Genomic DNA, 18,455 nt, shown 5'->3' with positions numbered 1-18,455 from the left:
CATTCTGAACCTGCGTTAGCAGGTGAAGAATCTCTAAGTAAAGAATCAAGGGATTCTCAAAGAGATGTTTCGAGCATTTGCCCTCAACACGACAAAATATCCGACACAAGCAAATTAGAATCCCAAATTGATAAATTAGTGTATAAGTTGTATAATTTAAACGAAGAGGAGATAAAAATTATAAACAAATAATGGGATAGTATGTCTATTAATTTTGATTTAAAAGAAGTATATAAGGATATTTTATAGCCAGCAGCACAACAAGCAGGTGTAACATTGGGCGAAATTGCCAAACTTATTCTTGCACCAATTTACTATCCCACAAAAACACTTAATGACAGATTTGGAAAATGGATTACAAGAATAGAAAATAATGTATCAAAAGATAATAGAATCAAAGCACAACCAAATATTGTTATACCAACATTGCAAAATTTAGCTTTACATCAAGATGAAACGCTTTTAGGCGAAATGTTTTTCAATATCTTGCAAAGTTCTGTTGATAAAACAAAACAAGGCTTCCTAAGTCCTGCATTCCCTAAAATTTTAGAGCAAATTTCTAAAGATGAAGCAGAAATCTTAACACTTTTAAAATATATCGTTATATTGATTGTATTTATTATATGAGAATTAATGAGAATGGCATATATGAAGAAGAATGCATTGAAGTTTCATATCATATTAATAAAGATTTTTTCGCTATCTACAAAAATCATCTTACACTTTTAGGATTGTTAACAGGTTCTTATTATCAGCAAACTGAAAGTTTTTTGAAATTGATGGTAATCTAGTTTCATACTATTCAACACAGGGACAAGAAATTTTAAAAAACGGACAATATAACAACTATAAAAATGTGCTTAAATATTTTTATAGAATTGAACTTAATGCTTTCGGGAAAGCTTTTACAGAAATTTGTATCAGTAAAACATGTGAAGAATTTTTAAAATGTTAGCTTTTATAAAAATGCACTGCTTACGCCTTAGCTTTGCAATCCCAGATTGATACATTAGTGTATGTGTTTTATAATCTAAGCAAAGCAAGATTAAGCTTATGGAAAGGAATTAAATGAGCATTACTTTTGATTTTGCCCTATTTAAGATAGGGGCTTTTAGTGGCATAGGTAGTATCATCATTTTGGCTATCCAGTTTTTTATAAAAAGATATTCATTTTTTAAATATTTTGATGCCATGAGAGAATTATTTAGAGAATCATTTCTTTGCTTAGCACTATGTAAAGCAGCATTAGAGAACTATAAATTTATAATAACTAGCAAAGGTATAGCTGTTTATGGACATACGCAAAATAATGCTTGGCTTAAGCCATACAAATGCTTTCCAAATGTTTATGTTCAAACTGCATTTAGAAATGATAATGAAGTATATTGTTATAAACTTGATTATTTTTTGCTTCTGATGATAAAAATTGTAAGATGTTTTAAGAGCAAAATTATCTTGGAAGCTGATTTACTGAAATTGGGGCAACTAAATAAAAAATGCCATATAGGCAATATATTTATAAGCAAGATAGAGTTTTTTAAAAATAAAGCTGAAGCAGAAGACAGACATAAAGAAATTTTGTCGAGCAATAAAACGTAATAATCAACTGCTAAATACAGAAATATTATCATTCAACCTTAGAATCTGCCATTAATTGCTTAGTCTATAATCTCTATAATCTTACTAATAAAGAGATTAAAATCATAGAATCTAAATAAAATTAAATAATATAAGCATATAATATTGCTCAAGTTTATATTATGGATTTAGTTATGATACGCGCTCTAGAATTGGCTAAATATATACTTAAAAAATCTGATAAAGATTTAAGTAATTTGGAATTGCAAAAAACTTTATATTTTACTGAGCTTGATTATATTAAAGAATTTGATAAGCATTTAATCTGTGATGATTTTGAGGCTTGGAAGTATGGACCTGTTGTAAGAGAAGTATATTACGAATATCGCAACTATGGAGCTAATTCCATTGATAAACCAGAAAAAGAAATCATATCAGAAAAACTCACCAAAAAAGAGTTGGACATTATTAATCAGTCTATTGATAAATGCAATCAAGAATCGTATTGGAATTTGGTTGAAAAAAGCCATAGAGAAGGTGGAGCTTGGGACAAAAGCTTTAAAGAAGATAAAAAAGAAATAATTAACAAAAAACTTTTAAAAGATGAAGCAAAATCTCAATGAACAACCAAGATATAAAGCTAGAAAGCATTGTTAAGCAACTATATGTGAAAAGCAAATTGTAAAAGAAATAGAAAAAGAAGATATTATTAATAAACTTAAAGAAATTTATAAAGAAAATTATAGACATAAATACTCAAGAATCACAACGATTATTCTAAATTCTGCAAAGGATAAAGAGCAGGATTTTATGACACTTGCACAGAACATAAGAATACTTGAACAGATTATAGAAGAAAAAGAAAAAGTTAAAGATATTAAACTAGAACTAGAAAAACTTTATGACCATATAAACTTGGAATGTATTAGGCTGCAAGATTCCGATAATAAAATTAATGAGATTAAAAATACCTCTAAGGAACTAGATAAAAAATATAAAGAATTAAAGGAAAATCTAGATAAACAACAAAGTCAATATATTACAATCTTAGGGATTTTTGCTTCTATTGTTCTAGCATTTGTTAGTGGATTGGTATTTTCAACCTCTGTTTTATCAAATATCGATAAGGCAAGCATTTATCGTTTGGCTTTTGCTATTGCTTTTATAGCTTTATTTTTCGGAAATATTTTATATTTTCTTTTTAACTTTATCTCTAAAATAGCTTTTGTTAAAAGTGTAGAGGATAATCAATGCAAGTTTATTATCTACTTTAATATAATAGTGTGTATTATTTTAATAGTAGGTTTTTGTTTGGAAATATACAAAGACTTGCAATCCGCAAAAATCACAGAAACTAATCAATCTTTAGCGTGCCAAATCATAAATTTATCTAATAAGATTCTAAACATTAAAACAACTTGTCGTCCTTAAATTTTTCCTTATCATTGCGGGTATTCTATTTATCATGCTAAATCTTTAACCAAGGCATTTCAAAGAAAATCTCAAAAATAGATATTTCGCATTCTATGAATACTCAATATGACAAGTAAAGAAATTTTGCTAAGTTATCATGAAGTCTTAAGGATTTTAATCTCACTAGAAAGTATGATGAAAATCTAAAAATGAAAGAGACTCCAAAGAGACTCCTATGTAACGTCTATGCCATAGAATCCCAAATTGATAAATTAATCTACAAATCATATAAATCTAAGTAATTAGGAGATTAAATTATGGAATTTAAATAATACTATAATACTAATATTTCAGATGTTAAAGGCAAGTAGAATAATGCTTAAAGAATTTGGTATTTATTTTTTAGCGGCATTTTTTGAGATTTTGGGTTGCTTTTCTTTTTGGCTAGTTTTTAAATCGCATAAATCACCACTTTGGTTAGCACTTGGTATCTCTTGTGTGGTTTTGTTCGCCTATATTTTAACCAAAACAAGTCTTGATTTTGCAGGTAGGTCCTATGTGATTTATGGCGGAATCTATATCATCTCCTCGCTTCTGTGGCTGTATTTCATAGAGGGTCAAAGCCCGAATCATTGGGATATATCTGGTGTTTTGTGCGTCTTTTGTGGCGTATTTATAATGCTTTGGGGCTCTCGAAGAAATATATTTTGATTCCAATTAAGATGTGTCAAGAGTTAATAGTTATAAAGTTAAAATTTAATTTTAGTTTTTACCAAATTTTATAAGGATTATAATGCAAACTCTCACTCTCAATAATGGCATTACAATGCCAATTCTTGGGCTTGGCACTTATACACTCACGGGAAGAGCGGGGAAAAAGGCGATGAGTGAGGCAATAGAAGTAGGCTATCGGCTCTTTGATAGCGCACAAATGTATCGCAATGAAAGTGAGCTAGGTGCAGCGATAAATAACGCAATTAAAGGCGGAATTAAGCGCGAGGAATTCTTTATCCAAACAAAGCTTTTAGAATCTAGCAGTGAGGAGGAGGCAAAAAGGAGTATTGAAAAATCGCTAAAAGTTTTGAATCTTAGCTATCTTGATTCTTTGCTCATTCATATGCCCTACGCACAATCAAAGGCGATGTATAGGGCAATGGAAGGCTTTTATAGGCAAGGAATCTTAAAGAGTATTGGCATTTCAAACTTTGGCGCAAAGGCATATAATGAATTTATCAAAACTTGCGAGATAATTCCGGCGATTAATCAATGTGAGACGCATTTACTAATGCAGCAAAAGCCCCTAAGAGAAGCAATGAAAGCTAAAGGCACACTTTTGCAAAGCTGGAGTCCTTTTATCGCAGGGAAAAATATAGCTAGATGTCCAATTTTAGAGAATCCCACACTTGTAAGCATAGCGCAAAAATACAACAAAACCCCCGCACAAGTCATTTTGCGATATTTCATTGAGCAAGGCATAAGTGTGATTCCAAAAACTTCTAAAAAGCATAGAATGGTAGAAAATATTAATATCTTTGACTTCTCTTTAAGCCCAAAAGATATGGAGTTTCTAAATGGACTTGACACTAATAAAAGCTTATTTTCTTGGACGAATTATTAAAAATTGAATTAAGGGCGAGTTTGGTATAATCTTGAAATAAATATTAAGATAAATTTAACCCTATAATAAGATTAAATGTAAAATCTATTAAACATAAAAATAGAAAGGAAATAATGAATTGGCAGCAATATTTTCCAACTTATTATTTTGATGAGAACAAAAATAGAGATATTGCATTAGAAGAATATAAATTTTGTTGCAAGATTGTTGAAAGTGAGGAAAAAATTTTTGATAATCTCATAAAATATATTCTTGCATTTGGTGCTATTCTTATTTCACTTTTAACTGGAATGAGCGAAAAATTAGAAAATATATTTACCAAAAATATAGAAATAGAAAATCCAAAATATATATGGTATTTTGTTGGAATTTTAATTATTTTGTTATTTATCTTTATGACAAAAAATTTTGCAGACAGGCAAAAAGCTATTATCTTTGCAAAGCGAAAGATTGTTATCTTAAGACGAATGCTAGGTATAGATTATGGGACACAAAAATTCTTATTTGAAAAAGGAATACTTGAAGGATCTAGTCTGCCTTTTAGTATTAAATTAAACTTTCATTATTTATATTGGATTGTTCCTATTTTGTGCTTTGTAACATTATGTATCATAGGTTTTCTTTCAAAAAATTCTTTATTCTATATTTTAATTTTTTCTCTATTTGTATTTGTAATTTTAATTTGTCTTTATATTTATTGGATTTTAGATTTAAATGAAAACTTCTCTTTAATTATATTTAGAAAAATTTTTACACTACTTAGAATAAAATTTGTAGATAATTTTGAACATATTTTATATAGAGCCAAATTATCAGTTTATGAATCTAAAAGGCAACAGATTGATTTAAATATTCTTAAACAAATGCTTATTAATATTGAAGATAAAAGATTTTACCAACACAAAGGAGTAGATTGGAAGGCAACAAGTAGGGCTTTATTATGTCGTGGTAGAAAAATACCACTTATTAAAAAAATATCTTATATCAAAGCAATACCTTTTTCTGGTGGTTCTACTGTCACTCAACAGCTTTTTAGAACCTTGTTTATTGAAAATATGGATAAAAAAATATAGCTAAGAAAACTTGCTGAAATTTGTTTAAGCTATTGTTGGCTCAATAAATTTCTAGCCAAAGAACAACAATTAGAAGTTTATTTAAATTCTGTACGTTTTGATAATAAAATATTTGGCATTATTGAAGCAATGAAGCATTTTTATGGAACTAAAATAAAACATCCCTCAAAGGCACAATGTTTTTTCTTAATTGAGCGTATTTCTATAACAAGTGGCACAATGCTACCAAAAGTAATTGATATTATTGCACGACTAGAAAAAGAAGGATTTTTAGACAAAACTGATATTAGAGAAATTATTGAAATATATGACAAATTTTATAAAGATGAAAAAATACAAGTATATTTCAAAGAAGAAAATATTTTAGAAATGCTACAAAGACGATTTGAAATTATAGAAACCTTATAGGTATTTGGTAAAAAAGTGAGACTTTAAGGGCATTAGCCTAAGGGGGTTTTTGTAAAGCCAGATTCCACAGAATCTAAAAATCCTTGAAATTCCTAAATCCACCTTGACAAACACTAGGTGGCAGGATTTATAATGCCAAATGGATTTTATTTTTCAAGGAGCTGCAATGCAAAAGAAGCAAAAATCCACAGAATCTTTAGCGCGTAGAGAGTTTCTAAAAACAAGCGTAAAATTTGGCACAATGGCAAGTGTAGCAAGTTTAAGCAGCTTTGCCTTAAGTGCGTGTGATTCTAAAACAGATTCTAAGGATTCTACAAATGGAGCGCAAAATCAAGGTGCAAAAAATGTAGAATCCCAAACACAAATTTCACAAAATAAAGGAGACACAATGGAATTTATCACTTTAAATAATGGCGTGAAAATGCCAATTTTAGGCTATGGGGTGTATCAAATAGAAGCAAAAGAAACACAAAGGTGCGTAGAGGATGCAATTTCTGTGGGATATAGAAGCATTGATACTGCCCAAGCATATTTTAATGAAGAGGGTGTGGGTGCGGCGATAAAAACCGCCTTGCAAGGTGGGTTAAAACGTGAAGAGCTTTTCATCACCACAAAGCTATGGATTAATAATTACCCTGAAGACAAAGCACTTAAAGCATGTGAGGAATCTTTACGCAAACTCGGGCTTGATTATGTAGATTTAATGCTTCTTCATCAACCTTATAATGATACTTATGGGGCATGGAGGGCGCTTAGTAGATTTTATAAAGAGGGTAGATTTAAGGCTATTGGTGTGAGTAACTTTTATCCTGATAGAATCGTGGATTTTTGCCTAAACAATGAAATCAAACCCACCCTTAATCAAATAGAGTGCAATCCTCTCCATGCGCAGTTTGAGGCACAAAAAGTCTTGCAAGAATATAATGTCGCTATGGAATCTTGGGCACCTTTTGGCGAGGGACGAAACAATATGTTTAGCAATCCTACTCTTGGTGAGATTGGCAAAAAATACAATAAAAGTGTTGCACAGGTGATTTTAAGATGGCAGATTCAAAGAGGCATTATTTGTATTCCAAAAACCACACGCAAAGAGCGAATGATTGAAAATATCAATGTATTTGACTTTGCCCTAAGTGAAGATGATATGCAGACAATCGCTAGTTTAGATAGCAAAACAAGCCTCTTTTTTAATCATCAAGATCCAGAAAGGGTGAAGTTTTTAGTTGAGATTCATAAGGATAAGTTTTAAGGTATTAAAGCACGATAAATAGCAAAAAGGCAAGAAAGGTGCTTTGTCAAGCCAAGTTAAGCCTTGATTATAGCCATTTATTTTGCAAAGAAATGTTATATTTACTTTGCCATCATTAGAATCTAAAAATATTCGCAAAATTATCAAGCACTATATTTTTGTCTTTAAATTAGTCAAATCACCATTTTGGCTTCTTTGATAATTGTCAAAGTGAGATTTTGCCAATTATCAATGGCTTTTGCGGTGTTGTGCTTTTTAAAACAGCATTGCTTTAAAACAAATAAGTATTTGAGTTTGGGGTTATCTCCTCATAAACATTTTGTCTATTTGAATATATAAGCCTTAAGTCACATAAATAATGTGTTACCTTGTAAATTTTTCTTGGCAAATTACTTAAGTAACACATTTTGCTTGTTTAAGATTTTACTATTTGCTAGTTTTATGTATTCCTCATTAATTTCATAACCTATAAAATGTCTATTAAGCTCTATTGCCGCCAATGCAGTTGTGCCACTACCCATAAATGGGTCCAAAATAATATCATTTTCAAAGCTATAAAACTCAATTAATCTTTTTGGTAATTCCAAAGGAAAGGGTGCAGGGTGTCCTATCTTTCTTGCGCTTACTGCGCTAAAGCTCCAAATAGACTTGCTCCACTCCATAAAATTTTCTTTAGAAATAGAATCTTGTTTATTATTTTTATCTCTCTTAAAATCACCTTTTGAAAAAATCAAAATATATTCATGCGTATCTCGCAAGACAGGATTGCTCGCACTTTTAAAGCTTCCCCATGCAAGACTTACTCCACTGCTTGCACTTTTATTCCAAATAATCTCGCCACGCATTAAAAACCCTAACTCAAGCATTATCTGATTAACATACATTGTAAGTGGTATGTAAGGCTTTCTACCTACATTTGCGATATTTATACATGCTCTACCACCATTAACTAATACCCTGTGAGTTTCACCAAAAACATTTCTTAAAAGATTGAGATATTCATTTAAACTTAGATTATCATCATAATCCTTTCTTACATTATAAGGAGGGGAAGTTATCATTAAATGCACACTGTTATTTGGCAACTCTTTCATTGCTTCACTACTATGAAAATAAATTTTGTCTAAATAATTTTTATCGATATTATTTTCTTTTGCTGTTTTATCAGCCTTAATATCAAGCTCTTTATAGAGTTTAGAATTATAAAATTTACTAGAATTATGTCCTATTCTAGCACTTACTCCAAATGATGATGTTTGAGAATTACGCGTCATAATTAGCCTTTAATTTTTCTAAAAATGCTTCAGCAATTTTTATTTCATTGCCTTTAGTGCTTGATTGCTTAATGATTTTCCCTAGTGCTTGCTTTTCTATCATTGCTGAAAAATAATAAAAGTCTCTTTCTGGGACTTTTGTTAAAATCTCATAGAGTTCGTTTGTATCTTTTGGAGTTTGAAAATATCTAAGTTTAGATTCCTTGTTAGAGTTTAAATGTGGATTGAGAGAAATTATTTTTTGCAAAATTCCATATTGTCCCAAATGGTCTATTTTTTCTAAATAATTATTGCTTATATGTGTATTGCCTAGTACAATAATGGGAAGTTTTCTCGCAGATTCTGAACTCACCCTAATGTTGATTGCTTTTCCTATAGCTTTTAATACACTATCACTTCTTGTTAATGAGGGCAAAGCCTTATGCATGGTATAATCGCCGACATATTTAACGGCATTGTCTATTAATTTATAATTATTAACAATACTCATTTTGGTTTCAAAAATTAGCTTAATATTGACTGGCTTTTTAATTGATTTCATTTGTAGAGCAAAACGCCAAATCTGCCCTCGAACTCTTTATCAGTCCTAATTCCTCGCATATTACACCATTTATAGCAAATAACTCTAATTTATCAGCTAGAGGCTTCAATAATTTTTGACACCAAGTTTCTGTATAACTACCAATAAGAGAATCTCTTGACTGAAGCGTAGGAATATTATCTTTGCAACTTTTTGGAATATAGGCTAGAGATTTATTGTTAATTTTATAAAACAAATCTTTTTCTGTAGCAAAGCCACCCCTCAATGCGCCTTCAAAAAAATTTATTTCATCATTATTTTGCCACACTAATTAATTACTCCTTTTTTGGCATTATACTAAAAGCTTGCTTTTCTATTTTATCTCTTGTGGAATCTTAGTTAGGTTTGCCATCTTTAACATACACACTTATAAATTCACTTGTATTTTGTGCGTAAAAATTACTTGGATAAGGATAGCTTCCAAATATTAGAGATTTTGTTGCATTAGTGCGATTCCAAATATATAAATCAAGCAAAAATAAAGGGGTAGATTCTAAAATGCTCTGCTGAATATCGCTTTGCAAATCAAAAATATGGCGATTATAATGCGTGTTTAAATCCTTTTTAAGCATTGGTATTAAAGGCACATTGATACAAAGTTTGCCATTTGGCTTTAGCACCCTAAAGCACTCTTTCCACACTTGAAGTAAGGCATTAATATAATCTTTATAATCGTTGATTGCCACCAAATCTTTTTGTTAGATTGTGAATGTTGCGTGGTTTGATAGCCATTTTTGGAATAATCTTTGATATTAAAATAGGGCGGAGAAGTGATGATTAAATGCACACTACAATCTTGCAATTCGTTCATTTTATGGCTTGATTTGTAAAATACTTGATTTAATCGCAAATATGGAGGCTTTGTCATTTCTTTTTCCATATCGTATTATACAAGCATAATCTTAATTTAATCACATGATATTTTAAGAGCATTCCAATCACTTTAATAAATTTTCTACTCCCCCTTAAGAAATACAAAATGGCAGGATTATAATACTAAATGGATTTTAAATTTCAAAAAGATGCAACAGTGTTACGCTCCCAAAAGCATTGTAGAACCCCTTGTTGTAATGCTAAAGCCATACTTTTGGGTATATGTTTAGCCCTTGTTGTAGAAGCAGCAAAATGTTTGCATAAAGTGAGCTATACGAGCAAAGCCATTAGGACAACATTAGTGATATTTCTATTTATGGATAAGAGAATAACCAAACGACTTGGCGACTTGCAAAGATGAATTTAGCTATAAGACAAATTGACTCTAGCTAAATGCAATGGAATAGCTGGGATAATTTTTTAAATGGCACACACAAAGACTTAAAAGTCTATTTTGCCATCGCTAACACACCCTGCAAACCAAAAAAGCATTGTCTCGGTGGGGTGGGGGAGTTTGAGATGGGGATAAAGCGACTTTGCGTATCAACGAAGCACTAACCCATACTTGCACATTCAAGCTCCTCTCCTCCTCTCTTATAAAAACGATTCTATATTAGGAGATTATGGGAATATAATTTGTGGTAAAACTCTACCAAAATCCCAAAAAGAATATTTTAATGGCGAGATTCCTTTTATAAAAATCCCTGATATGCACCATAACACATTTATCACTAAAGCCACCGATACATTAACTCAAAAAGATTTAGCCTTTCAGCCAACAAAAACTTTACCTCCATTAAGCACTTGTGTAAGCTGTATTTCAGCAGCAAGAGTCTCTCTGAATACGCAAATTTCACAAATAAATTCCATTATTCTACCAAAGTAATGTTTTAGATATTTTTGTATTGTTTTATGAAAGAATCATTTAATGAACTATAGGCTATGTAGAATGGTGGAGTAGCTACAACGAATCTCAATACAACAAAATTTTCAAAGATTCCAATTCTAAAGCCTAGTTATAAAGAATTGCAAGGTTTTTAATCTTGTAAAGATTTATTTGGATAAATCTACAATAATTCTAAGCAGATTCAAAACCTAGAATCTTTGCGCGATATAATGTTGCTAAAATTACTAAAAGGAGAAATGGATATGTGAGATAAGCATTTTAAAAGCATCTATTTTTAATGTAAAAATATTTAAAATCGAACTTTATTTCAAAGAAATTTTGATGAAATCCTTAAAGAACTTGCCTCTTTATGATGTATTTCGACATTTTTTAGGTGATTTGGGAATATGGCTTTGCTTACTTCTCGTCAAGCAAGTGCGATAGGTGATAACGAATTTAATACAGTTGCCATAAGCGATAAAATAGTAGATATAAATTTCTATCGCAGAGGAGGGGAGCAAGTAAGCCCCCTTTATGTAAAAACACAGAATCTACTAAAGATTCTAAGGATTGCCATACTAAGGGTAAAGCCCGAAGTATCTCACAAGATTCTAAGAGAGATATTTTACTAAAGGTTCAAAATAACAAAGTGGTGGTTCAAAATGGCAAAAACAATTGGGTAGAAAACTTCACACCTAAATTTAGAGAATTTATAGATTCTAAATACCAAGAGCATTTTACACCCGAGGCGATTTTGGGCTATATTTATGCGGTGCTATTCCATAATGACTATAGAGAAAAGTATATTGATTTTCTAAAAATTGACTTCCCAAAAGTGCCTTTTGTAAAATCCAAAGAAAAGTTTTTGCAATTAATCAAACTAGGAATGCAGTTAATAGAAGTGCATTTAATGCAAGATTCACAATAAGAGAGAGTAAAAATCATGAGAATGGCTTGTAATATAGGGCTAAATGTGGCAAGACAATCAAGACTAATCTGGACTTGGCAATATGCGATATTAACGAACACTTTGGTAGATTTAAGTCTAATGGGTGGTGGCAACACTGGAGCTGGACATATATTTGCGCTTTATCTCAAGGAGAGAATCTAATGCAAAATCTAGGCTTAGTGTGCGATAGAGGGTGCAAACTCCAAGAAATAAACAATATTTTTATCACCCAAAATAGTATTGATTTGCATTTAGTGGATAGCGGAAGCTATGTTTTTCCACTTTATATAAACAAAGGAGCTAAGAATGAGTAAGACAATCGGTGAGGCACAATATAAAGATATTAAAAACAAAAACTTAAAAATTGAAAAGATTGCCTATGATGAGACAGAACAAAGGCACTTTATTAATGAGAGCTTATATTTTTGCAATGTGAGTAGGTAGGTTTGAGAATATAAAATCGGTGGTTATGTTGTGTTAAATAAATACCTTAAAAGCTACAAAGGAGAGGGGATAGATTTTAGATACTTTCAAAAAGTTATCTAAAGCTTAGATAAAAGTCTAGAGATAGAAAAACAAATTGTAAATATTGAGTTAGTGTAAATATAAATCCAAAATGTATTTATGCAATCCATGATGAAATCTTGCCACCTTATTAGCTTTAAAGTGAGTAAGTGCAAATTGGCGTATGTGGGTTTAGGTTATGGCGAATGATTGCCTATGTAGCAAAGTTTAAATCTCATCATATATACTAATAAGCTAGTTTTTGTAAAGTTAATTTAATAAAACTAGAAGTTTTTCCCTTGCTTTTTCCAAAAATAGCACTTTAATTTGTGTTTTGTGTAATTTTTATAATTTCAAAAAATAGTAAACTCTTATCATTGATTTCTCTAAGAATCCAAAATTAGGCTTTAGAATATTTGAATATTTCAAAAAAGTGAACATACTTACATTTGATATATTTTAGAATTGGGATCAAAAATGCAAAACTTAGATTCCATTTTTATCCTTACCGAAATCTAAACTTAAAATATTATATAAGCAGACTAGTCTGCTTTACTTTATATACAAGTTTATTAGTAAGCACGATAAGATTCTATTTTTTAGGCGGATTGTCTGGATTATCAGGGTCATAAATTTGATGTGTTTTACTAGGCACAATTTCATTGCCTATTTCTTTAGGACTTACATCTTTGCCATCATTACTTAGTTTTAAAATCATTTCTTTAAATTGATAAAATCCATTTGGCTCATAGAAATTCCCACCTGTAGCAAGAGTAAGCTCTTTTAGGACATTAAGATCTTTATTCAAGGCTATAGTGTGGATTGTAACCCAATTTTTCTTAGAGCCACCGCTATTTTGCACGATATTGCGATTAAGATTCTTTGTGAGATAGAGCATTTTTTCCGCACTTCTCATATCGCTTGGATTGCCATCAGTAATTAGATAAATTTCTTTTTTCAAACCATTATCCTTTGTAAAATGCCTCATTGCCTCAATTAGTGCGTAATTTATAAATTTTGTTTGGGAATCTGTAACCTTTAATTTTTTGACATTATCGATAAATTCATTAGTACTAAACATATCATCATAATCTTTTACCTCATAATCGCTAAAGGTTACAAGCGTGATTTTAGAATAATTGCCCTTGTTTTCCTCAAGTATATGTTTAGCAACAAATGGAGCAATCTCTTTAAAAGCAAAGACATAATCTCTCATTGAATTTGCGACATTGATTACAATAGCTACTTCTTTGGCTGGTTTTGGGCGAAGTTTGAGGTTGTAGGGCTCTTCTTCTTTGTTGTAATTGTTTAAGGTAAGATGCTGTTTATCGCAAATACTTGTAATCTCTAAATCTGTCCCATTAAGTGTATAAGAAAAGTCTCTACTAGGGCTTGTATAGGTGCTATTTCCGTTCGAAATACCACCTGATAGAATCTTACCTGCAAAGCGAATATAGCGGATTTTATCTGGGATATTTTTGATATTAATTTTATCTTTATCATATACCCAAAGCACACTAGGGTCAAAATGCGAAATCATCGCCATTTCATCACATTTTGCTCCATAAATAAGACGCGAAAGCATAGTTTCAATGAGCTTTCATCGACTTCTGGAATCTTTGTCGCAGGATTTGCTGTGATATCTGCACCCCATAAATGAGAGACAAGAACAAAGCAAAACAAAGATTTAGCCAAGATTAATTTCATAAAATATTGCATTTGAACTCCTTTTGTGCTTATTTGAATTTTATTATCTTAAAAGATTCTATTAAGCTTTTATTTATAAAATAGATATTTTTTTGATTCTAAGTAGATTCTATAACAAGTATAGCTTAGGGCATTTCTCTAAAGCATCTTTTGTTATCTTTGTGCATCTACAAATAATTGTCATAGATAAAATCGCTATTAGACAAAGCCTATTTATTAAGTGAGATGATATGATTTTGCTTTGTAGTATTTAAAAAGACAATGTAAAAAGCTTTGATTAAAAGACATTTGGGAGTAAAAAAAGAGGCAAAAATATTAAGGATAAATTCAAAGGAGCTAAAGAGTATAAAAGCCTTACAAATAGAATAAATAAAATAGAATGAAAAATGAAGCAGATTGTAGTAGAAAGAGGGGGGGTGGATGTAGGCAGATTTATCTTATTATATATTATTGACCCAAGACCAGATAGATAGAGCAATTATTTTAAGATTGTAAGTTGTTTATCATTGTTTTTATTTGGGTTTGATACCATTTGCTACCCCAAGTTTCACTACTTGCGAGGAGTTTTTGGAATGTTGGGAAGAGATCGTTGTAGCTTGATTTAGATTCTAAAATTTTAATTAAATCTTGTGTGCTTAATGGCAAAATTTTCATTCCTGAAATATATGTATTTTCATTCTCAAAATAGCAATTTAGGCGACTTCTAAAATCATTTAATACATTTTTATCCAAATAAGGCGCAATAAAAATTCCATAACTTTTTGATCGCCGATTTGAATCTAAACTCAACAAAAGATTTCCTAAATGTCTTGAAACGCTCTCCATTTCTGCCCTGCGTTGATTTGTCTTTTCTGTCAATGTTGCCTCTATCATTAAATGATGATTTTTATAGCTATAAACAAAATCCGCATTTCCTCCTACCGCGTGGGATTTTGGCAAAAGATTAGAATCTAAGCTAAGCCCAGCTTGTAAAATGCATTCAATTTTATTGTTATCAATATAGTACCAAGCGATAGCAATAATGTATTCAAAAATCGTAGGAATTGTAGCTTCTGTGGTTGTTTTTTCAAATATAAGTTTATCGTTCTTTCTATTTTCAAAAAGCCTTAAGATTTCAATAATATACTCTTTTTGAAATCTTGTTTGCAAAAGATTTTCAAGCTTCTCTTTGTCTAAATTATATTTGTAATTCTTAATATCTTGATGATTTGCAATACCCAATTCTTTAAAATATTTTTCAAATTCTTTGTTATTAAAATATTCACTTAAAAGTTTCTCTGAAATTGTGTTTTTGGCTATTTTTTCTAAAATTTCATTATGTTTTGAATGTTTTAAGATGATTGCAAAAATTGTATTAACACTCACTTTGTCTTTATCAAATTCAAAAATACCTGTAAGATTTAAATATCTGCGATTCAAATCCAAATAATCATGTAAATTTGCCCATATTCTCGCTTCAAAAATAAATTTAAAAAATCTCTTGCCAAATTCCTCTAAACTTCCTTCACAAAACTTTGTTAAATCTTTAATTTTATCTGCTTTTTTATTCTGCTTAGTAAGATAAGGCAAATAAAGTTTCTTAAAATCTTCATATTCATTTGGGTTGAATAATTTTTCTAAATCTTGTGTGTTTTTAGAGTCCTTAAAAGGTAAAAATACTTCTTGTAATGTTTTAACAATACTTAAAGCTGTTTTTTCACCCTTTGCTGTTTTGAAATAATCAACTCTCAAAGCATTGTTTTCTAAATCATTTAGAAATATTTGCAAATTTTGCTTGTAAGCGGAATCTTGTAAAAGTAAAGTTTGTATAGTTGTTTTATTCTGTAAAGTTTGTATGAAATCTTGTGTGTTTTTAAAGTTATTCACAAGTGGCAAAAGTGTAAAAATCTCAATATCTAAATTTCCATTAAATGGTTTAAAAATTTCTAAATATTTTTGCAATAAATTATCACTTTTTGAAAAATTAAGTGTTGCTTTAAGAAAGAATAAAGAAATTAAATCAATTTGCAAAAATTCATTATTGATTTTATAGCTTTGATTTTTGATAAGATTTAAGAGTTCATAGCCTTGCTTTGTTAGTTGTTTGTCTTTGCGTTTAATAAGATTGTAATCCTCTAGAGGAGCAGACTTTACCCTTGCATCTTTAGTGCCTAGATGCGTGGTTTTATTTTTAGATTCTAAAAGATTATGTTGCTCTAAAAGTTCCAAATATCGTAGTTGTAATTCCGAATCATTAGCCCAAACATCAGTTTCATCTGTATTCTTAAAAAGATCTTCAAATAAAAGTAATTGACTTTCAAAATTATAAAGTAAATTCTTTACCCTTAAACTCGTGTTGCCAAAATAATCATATCTCATTGCTTTGCCTTAATAGTTTGCAATTAGCACTTCTACAGAATCCGCTCGTTTGGTTTGATAATTGCAATTTTTATAGGAAAAATCCAAAAAATGTATCTTTAATTGCTTATTTTTTTCTAACCAATTTTGTAAAATTGTATGCTCTTTGCCTTTGTGAAAAATTGTATTTGAGAGAGCGAAACGAATCTTTTTAGAATCTAAAATATTTAAAAACTCTAATAAATCTAATTCGTCTTGCAATCCCCAAGCATTGTTTTCATTGTAAGGAGCAGTAGCTAAAAAATAAGGTGGGTCAATATAAACAAAGCTTTTGGAATCCAAAATATCTAAGGGAAACTTTCTGAAATCCACATTTAAAATTTGAATATTTTTGCTTTGTAAATTAATAGTAAATTGCCTTAATTTTTCTTGCATATTTTTGTTAAAATCTCGTTTTCCACAAGGTAGATTAAATTTTCTTTTGCTATTAAATCTGATTTGATTATTAAAGGAAAAAATAATTAAAACAAACAAATCAAGTGGATTTTTTGTTTGATTATAATGATTTCTTAGGGCTAAAAAATGTTCTTTATTATAACTTGATAAACCTTTTGCACTATTGCATTGATAGAACTCATAGCCATATTTTGCTGAATTTGATAAGTTAAAGGAATCAATAATATGCCAAATATTCTCAAAAATGTTTTGTAATTTTTCATTTTGCAGGGCTTGGTAAAATTGTGTGAGCTCTATTAAAGAATCGTTTAAAATAATCTTTTTGGCATCAAAATTCACGCCTACATTTGCCCCACCACAAAATAGATCTAAAGCAAGATTTATATCTTTTGGGAAAAGAGGAAAAATTTGCGAAAGAAGTTTATATTTGCCACCGATATAATTAAGCGGACTTGCGATAAAGGAATGGGGATTTACAGGATTTACACTTGACATATAAATACCCTTTCTTTGTAATTGCTTAAATTGCTTTTACCGCTGCTGAAGGCTTTGAAATCATATTCAAAAATCTTTAATTCTCCTACACTCTTTAAAATATTTATTATCTCTGCACTGCTTAATCTTGCATTGCTTCTTGCATTTGCACTATAAGTATTATTATAAGTCACCACAAGTATTTTAGATATTTTTGCTAAGGACTCTATTAAATCTCTAAATGCTTCTTTTGCTTCTGCTTTACAATATTTGCTTAAATTTTCAGGCTTTGGCTTTAATGCTACTCCATAAAGCTCTGGCTTTTTATTTTGGGCTAAATTTTCTAGCAAATGGTAGAATCTGCTATATTGCCTAGAATTATAGGGCGGGTCAATAAAGGCTATATCAATATATCTTTTTTGCTTCACAAAATATTGCACTAAAGCATTAGAATCTTCTTTGTAAATCTCAATTCTTGAGTATGTTTGCAAAGGTGAAATAAGCTCAAAGTGAAATCTATCTTGTAATACTATCTTTTTGCGATAGGCATCATAATGTCCCACCGTATTTGCGATTCTATCTGTGCTATAAAGTAAGGAACTTAAAAGTATGTAAAACTCCTGTTTGTTTATCGCTTTTGTCTCTAAAAGATTGTCTAGTCTATCACGAATAAAGCCTATAATCTTGCTATCGCCTTGGCTAAAGAATTTACCCCCAAAGTGCTTTGAGTAGTAATTCTCTAGTAATTTTTTGGAATCCAAAGTGGCAAACTCTTGCTTTAAGGCTTCTAACTTCTCCTTATCGTATCTAACTTGAGCGAAAAATCCTTGATAAATCACAAAATTTGAATGCAAAAAGTCATTCATTACACAATGGCTAAATTGCGGTTTCTTGGCAAAATACTCACTCACCACACCCGTGCCAGCAAACACATCAAAAAAGCTAAGATTGCTTTTATTCCTATAATCAAAATTCTTTAAAATACTCTTATCAATAGAATCTAAAAGCTTTGTTTTTGCTCCTGTATAACGGCGATTTGCAAGAGAGAACATAAAACCCTTAATGCTAAATTTGAG

General features: G+C 30.3%; 21 protein-coding genes and 4 pseudogenes. 16 read left to right on the top strand and 9 right to left on the bottom strand.

What is annotated here, in order from left to right; genetic code table 11:
• The 9 genes and pseudogenes from LS73_RS09930 to LS73_RS06435 all read left to right on the top strand — a co-directional run.
• Positions 1 to 192, top strand: a pseudogene (locus tag LS73_RS09930) (hypothetical protein); the annotation flags it as partial.
• Positions 193 to 276: 84 nt separating this feature from the next.
• A complete protein-coding gene (locus LS73_RS06470; RefSeq protein ID WP_034557948.1) occupies positions 277 to 627 on the top strand; it encodes an Abi-alpha family protein in 351 nt (116 codons plus the stop codon).
• 441 nt (positions 628 to 1,068) lie between these two features.
• The gene (locus tag LS73_RS10000; RefSeq protein WP_052089604.1) at positions 1,069 to 1,599 is read left to right on the top strand and encodes a hypothetical protein; all 531 of its coding nucleotides are present in this window, start codon (positions 1,069 to 1,071) and stop codon (positions 1,597 to 1,599) included.
• Between the two features lie 173 nt (positions 1,600 to 1,772).
• Complete coding sequence (locus LS73_RS06460) at positions 1,773 to 2,201, top strand: Panacea domain-containing protein (protein ID WP_034557949.1); 429 nt, start codon at positions 1,773 to 1,775, stop codon at positions 2,199 to 2,201.
• A pseudogene (locus tag LS73_RS06455) lies at positions 2,198 to 2,901 on the top strand (hypothetical protein); the annotation flags it as partial. The gene LS73_RS06460 and the pseudogene LS73_RS06455, both read left to right, overlap by 4 nt.
• A gap of 465 nt (positions 2,902 to 3,366) precedes the next feature.
• Positions 3,367 to 3,702, top strand: coding sequence for a YnfA family protein (locus LS73_RS06450; protein WP_034557797.1), 336 nt, complete (start codon positions 3,367 to 3,369; stop codon positions 3,700 to 3,702).
• 82 nt (positions 3,703 to 3,784) lie between these two features.
• The gene (locus tag LS73_RS06445; RefSeq protein ID WP_034557799.1) at positions 3,785 to 4,609 is read left to right on the top strand and encodes an aldo/keto reductase; all 825 of its coding nucleotides are present in this window, start codon (positions 3,785 to 3,787) and stop codon (positions 4,607 to 4,609) included.
• Positions 4,610 to 4,722: 113 nt separating this feature from the next.
• Positions 4,723 to 6,090 (top strand): annotated as a pseudogene (locus LS73_RS10535) (biosynthetic peptidoglycan transglycosylase).
• 166 nt (positions 6,091 to 6,256) lie between these two features.
• The gene (locus LS73_RS06435; protein WP_233708849.1) at positions 6,257 to 7,339 is read left to right on the top strand and encodes an aldo/keto reductase; all 1,083 of its coding nucleotides are present in this window, start codon (positions 6,257 to 6,259) and stop codon (positions 7,337 to 7,339) included.
• 389 nt (positions 7,340 to 7,728) lie between these two features.
• Here the strand turns inward: LS73_RS06435 and LS73_RS06430 are convergent, their stop codons facing one another.
• From LS73_RS06430 to LS73_RS06415, 4 genes and pseudogenes are all read right to left on the bottom strand, one after another.
• A complete protein-coding gene (locus LS73_RS06430; protein WP_034557801.1) occupies positions 7,729 to 8,613 on the bottom strand; it encodes a DNA-methyltransferase in 885 nt (294 codons plus the stop codon).
• Positions 8,603 to 9,103 carry a hypothetical protein gene (locus LS73_RS06425; protein WP_138070003.1) on the bottom strand — a complete coding sequence of 167 codons (501 nt, stop codon included), beginning with the start codon at positions 9,101 to 9,103 and terminating at the stop codon, positions 8,603 to 8,605. The genes LS73_RS06430 and LS73_RS06425 overlap by 11 nt, the downstream gene beginning before the upstream one ends.
• A gap of 37 nt (positions 9,104 to 9,140) precedes the next feature.
• Positions 9,141 to 9,461: a hypothetical protein gene (locus tag LS73_RS06420; RefSeq protein WP_034557806.1), complete on the bottom strand. Its 321-nt coding sequence runs from the start codon at positions 9,459 to 9,461 to the stop codon at positions 9,141 to 9,143.
• A 73-nt stretch (positions 9,462 to 9,534) separates the two neighbouring features.
• Positions 9,535 to 10,043: pseudogene (locus tag LS73_RS06415) on the bottom strand (DNA methyltransferase); the annotation flags it as partial.
• Positions 10,044 to 10,193: 150 nt separating this feature from the next.
• On the opposite strand from LS73_RS06415, the gene LS73_RS06410 reads away from it, so the two are divergent.
• The 7 genes from LS73_RS06410 (at position 10,194) to LS73_RS10255 (ending at position 12,345) form a co-directional block, all read left to right on the top strand.
• A complete protein-coding gene (locus LS73_RS06410; RefSeq protein WP_034557807.1) occupies positions 10,194 to 10,427 on the top strand; it encodes a hypothetical protein in 234 nt (77 codons plus the stop codon).
• A 204-nt stretch (positions 10,428 to 10,631) separates the two neighbouring features.
• Positions 10,632 to 10,952, top strand: a complete 321-nt coding sequence (locus tag LS73_RS06405) for a restriction endonuclease subunit S (protein WP_052089578.1) — start codon at positions 10,632 to 10,634, stop codon at positions 10,950 to 10,952.
• A gap of 407 nt (positions 10,953 to 11,359) precedes the next feature.
• Entirely contained in the window at positions 11,360 to 11,584 is a 225-nt protein-coding gene (locus tag LS73_RS06400; RefSeq protein ID WP_034557809.1) for a hypothetical protein, read from the top strand.
• 17 nt (positions 11,585 to 11,601) lie between these two features.
• Positions 11,602 to 11,880: a type ISP restriction/modification enzyme gene (locus LS73_RS06395; RefSeq protein WP_034557810.1), complete on the top strand. Its 279-nt coding sequence runs from the start codon at positions 11,602 to 11,604 to the stop codon at positions 11,878 to 11,880.
• Positions 11,881 to 11,925: 45 nt separating this feature from the next.
• Complete coding sequence (locus LS73_RS09840) at positions 11,926 to 12,063, top strand: hypothetical protein (RefSeq protein ID WP_158654953.1); 138 nt, start codon at positions 11,926 to 11,928, stop codon at positions 12,061 to 12,063.
• Entirely contained in the window at positions 12,063 to 12,215 is a 153-nt protein-coding gene (locus tag LS73_RS06390) for an adenine specific DNA methyltransferase (protein ID WP_081955546.1), read from the top strand. The genes LS73_RS09840 and LS73_RS06390 overlap by 1 nt, the downstream gene beginning before the upstream one ends.
• Positions 12,208 to 12,345, top strand: a complete 138-nt coding sequence (locus LS73_RS10255; protein ID WP_233708848.1) for a hypothetical protein — start codon at positions 12,208 to 12,210, stop codon at positions 12,343 to 12,345. The genes LS73_RS06390 and LS73_RS10255 overlap by 8 nt, the downstream gene beginning before the upstream one ends.
• A 652-nt stretch (positions 12,346 to 12,997) precedes the next feature.
• Here the strand turns inward: LS73_RS10255 and LS73_RS06380 are convergent.
• From LS73_RS06380 to LS73_RS06360, 5 genes are all read right to left on the bottom strand, one after another.
• Complete coding sequence (locus LS73_RS06380) at positions 12,998 to 13,951, bottom strand: vWA domain-containing protein (RefSeq protein WP_158654952.1); 954 nt, start codon at positions 13,949 to 13,951, stop codon at positions 12,998 to 13,000.
• Positions 13,942 to 14,124, bottom strand: a complete 183-nt coding sequence (locus LS73_RS06375) for a hypothetical protein (RefSeq protein WP_034557813.1) — start codon at positions 14,122 to 14,124, stop codon at positions 13,942 to 13,944. The genes LS73_RS06380 and LS73_RS06375 overlap by 10 nt, the downstream gene beginning before the upstream one ends.
• A gap of 471 nt (positions 14,125 to 14,595) precedes the next feature.
• Complete coding sequence (locus LS73_RS06370) at positions 14,596 to 16,470, bottom strand: AlwI family type II restriction endonuclease (protein ID WP_034557814.1); 1,875 nt, start codon at positions 16,468 to 16,470, stop codon at positions 14,596 to 14,598.
• A 9-nt stretch (positions 16,471 to 16,479) separates the two neighbouring features.
• Positions 16,480 to 17,400 (bottom strand): DNA adenine methylase, encoded by a 921-nt coding sequence (locus LS73_RS06365; protein ID WP_034557815.1) that lies wholly within the window; start codon positions 17,398 to 17,400, stop codon positions 16,480 to 16,482.
• The gene (locus LS73_RS06360; RefSeq protein ID WP_034557816.1) at positions 17,388 to 18,431 is read right to left on the bottom strand and encodes a DNA adenine methylase; all 1,044 of its coding nucleotides are present in this window, start codon (positions 18,429 to 18,431) and stop codon (positions 17,388 to 17,390) included. The genes LS73_RS06365 and LS73_RS06360 overlap by 13 nt, the downstream gene beginning before the upstream one ends.
• Positions 18,432 to 18,455: the final 24 nt, after the last annotated feature.

This window comes from Helicobacter muridarum, from assembly GCF_000765805.2.
GTDB lineage: Bacteria > Campylobacterota > Campylobacteria > Campylobacterales > Helicobacteraceae > Helicobacter_A > Helicobacter_A muridarum.
The sequence above is the reverse complement of the archived record's forward strand: the minus strand, read 5'-3'. Positions and strand labels throughout refer to the sequence as shown.

Coding starts and splice junctions, on each gene's coding strand:
- LS73_RS10000 (WP_052089604.1), top strand. CDS start 1,069: ATGAGCATTACTTTTGATTTTGCCCTATTTAAGATAGGGGCTTTTAGT.
- LS73_RS06460 (WP_034557949.1), top strand. CDS start 1,773: ATGATACGCGCTCTAGAATTGGCTAAATATATACTTAAAAAATCTGAT.
- LS73_RS06450 (WP_034557797.1), top strand. CDS start 3,367: ATGCTTAAAGAATTTGGTATTTATTTTTTAGCGGCATTTTTTGAGATT.
- LS73_RS06445 (WP_034557799.1), top strand. CDS start 3,785: ATGCAAACTCTCACTCTCAATAATGGCATTACAATGCCAATTCTTGGG.
- LS73_RS06435 (WP_233708849.1), top strand. CDS start 6,257: ATGCAAAAGAAGCAAAAATCCACAGAATCTTTAGCGCGTAGAGAGTTT.
- LS73_RS06430 (WP_034557801.1), bottom strand. CDS start 8,613: ATGACGCGTAATTCTCAAACATCATCATTTGGAGTAAGTGCTAGAATA.
- LS73_RS06425 (WP_138070003.1), bottom strand. CDS start 9,103: ATGAGTATTGTTAATAATTATAAATTAATAGACAATGCCGTTAAATAT.
- LS73_RS06410 (WP_034557807.1), top strand. CDS start 10,194: ATGGATTTTAAATTTCAAAAAGATGCAACAGTGTTACGCTCCCAAAAG.
- LS73_RS06400 (WP_034557809.1), top strand. CDS start 11,360: ATGGCTTTGCTTACTTCTCGTCAAGCAAGTGCGATAGGTGATAACGAA.
- LS73_RS06390 (WP_081955546.1), top strand. CDS start 12,063: ATGCAAAATCTAGGCTTAGTGTGCGATAGAGGGTGCAAACTCCAAGAA.
- LS73_RS10255 (WP_233708848.1), top strand. CDS start 12,208: ATGAGTAAGACAATCGGTGAGGCACAATATAAAGATATTAAAAACAAA.
- LS73_RS06380 (WP_158654952.1), bottom strand. CDS start 13,951: ATGGCGATGATTTCGCATTTTGACCCTAGTGTGCTTTGGGTATATGAT.
- LS73_RS06375 (WP_034557813.1), bottom strand. CDS start 14,124: ATGCAATATTTTATGAAATTAATCTTGGCTAAATCTTTGTTTTGCTTT.
- LS73_RS06370 (WP_034557814.1), bottom strand. CDS start 16,470: ATGAGATATGATTATTTTGGCAACACGAGTTTAAGGGTAAAGAATTTA.
- LS73_RS06365 (WP_034557815.1), bottom strand. CDS start 17,400: ATGTCAAGTGTAAATCCTGTAAATCCCCATTCCTTTATCGCAAGTCCG.
- LS73_RS06360 (WP_034557816.1), bottom strand. CDS start 18,431: ATGTTCTCTCTTGCAAATCGCCGTTATACAGGAGCAAAAACAAAGCTT.